At 65.7% G+C, this 1,264-nt stretch carries 2 protein-coding genes; one reads left to right on the top strand and one right to left on the bottom strand.

Annotated features, from left to right (window positions below; all coding sequences use genetic code 11):
- A partial coding sequence (locus tag AUC71_RS20235; RefSeq protein ID WP_204376677.1) for a hypothetical protein occupies positions 1 to 219 on the top strand: 219 nt, incomplete at its 5' end.
- Positions 220 to 358: 139 nt separating this feature from the next.
- On the opposite strand, the gene AUC71_RS08410 is transcribed toward AUC71_RS20235, so the two are convergent.
- Positions 359 to 1,060: a zinc metallopeptidase gene (locus AUC71_RS08410; RefSeq protein ID WP_069623908.1), complete on the bottom strand. Its 702-nt coding sequence runs from the start codon at positions 1,058 to 1,060 to the stop codon at positions 359 to 361.
- Positions 1,061 to 1,264: the final 204 nt, after the last annotated feature.

Below are 1,264 nucleotides of genomic sequence, written 5' to 3'. Positions count from 1 at the left end.
GCCCTTCGGCACCAAGGTCGAGGTCGAGAACGTCGAGAACGGCCGCACCGTCGTGGTCCGGGTCAACGACCGCGGACCGTATGCGGACGCCGCATCATCGACGTCTCCAAGGAAGCGGCCCGCAAGCTCGGCATGGTCGAGGACGGCGTGACGGAAGTCGAGGTCGCGCCGGTGCCGACCGATTCCGTGGACGATCCCGGCGAGCCGATCGTCGAGTAGGATTGCCGCTCATCGCCCCTGTTTTTTTTGATGTGCTGGATGCCCGCTTTCGCGGGCATGAGCGGAGTCAGGGCCGCCGCTTCGCTACTCGAGCGCATTTTTATCCGCGCTACCGCTTCGCTACTTGAGCGCACGATCATCACCGCGCAGCCGAGGCGCTGCGCCCGCGCCCCAACAGCATGAAGATATAGAACAGCCAGACGCCGACGGCCGAGACCGCCGCCGCCACATAGGTCCAGGCCGCCGCATCGAGCACCTTGTCGACACCCTCGATCTGATCGCGCCCCACGATGCCGTGGCCGACCAAGAGCGCCTTCGCCCGGGAACTCGCGTTGAACTCCACAGGCAAGGTCAGCAGCGCGAAGAAGAACGAGGAGCCGAACAGGATGACGCCGATCCAGGTTAGCGTGTTCCACTGCAGCATCAGCCCCGCCACGAACGCCCAAGGCGCCACTTGCGAGGCGAGCTGCACCACCGGCACGATGTAAGTGCGCGCCTCCATGGGGAAATAATCCTCCGCATCCTGCAGCGCATGGCCCGCCTCGTGCGCGGCGATGCCGGCGGCGGCGACGCTCGGCGTGTAATAGACCTTCTGCGAGAGGCGGAGCACCTTGGCGCTCGGGTCGTAATGATCCGACAGCACGCCCTCGGTGGGCTCGACCTTCACGTTTTGCAGGCCTTGCGCATCCAGAAGCCGCCGCGCGACTTCGGCGCCCGTGACGCCGCTTTGCGTCGGCACTTCCGCATATTTGGCCACATTCGCCTTGATGCGGGCTTGCGCGTAGAGGCCGAGCAACAGCCCCGGGCCCACGAACAGCCAAAACAGCGGATCTTCGAACATCAGCGACTCTCCTTCGGGCGGCCCGAGCTTCGTATCTTGAGCGCTTGCTCCATACTACTTCGTCATGCCGGGGAGAAGCAGACACGCCGAAACGTCTCGCTGCCTTGCGGCACGAGGCAAAGAGGGACTGCGCGGGGCACGCGAAAGGCCGCGATCCTGCTGCAGCTTAGGTGGGCGGCCCGTTTGCGCGCGCCCGCGCGCGGC

Origin of the sequence: Methyloceanibacter marginalis (assembly GCF_001723295.1) — a bacterium.
Lineage (GTDB): Bacteria > Pseudomonadota > Alphaproteobacteria > Rhizobiales > Methyloligellaceae > Methyloceanibacter > Methyloceanibacter marginalis.
This window is presented reverse-complemented; position numbering and strand designations above follow the sequence as displayed.

Excerpts from the sequence above, each read along its gene's own strand:
- AUC71_RS08410 (WP_069623908.1), bottom strand. The coding sequence starts at position 1,060 with ATGTTCGAAGATCCGCTGTTTTGGCTGTTCGTGGGCCCGGGGCTGTTG.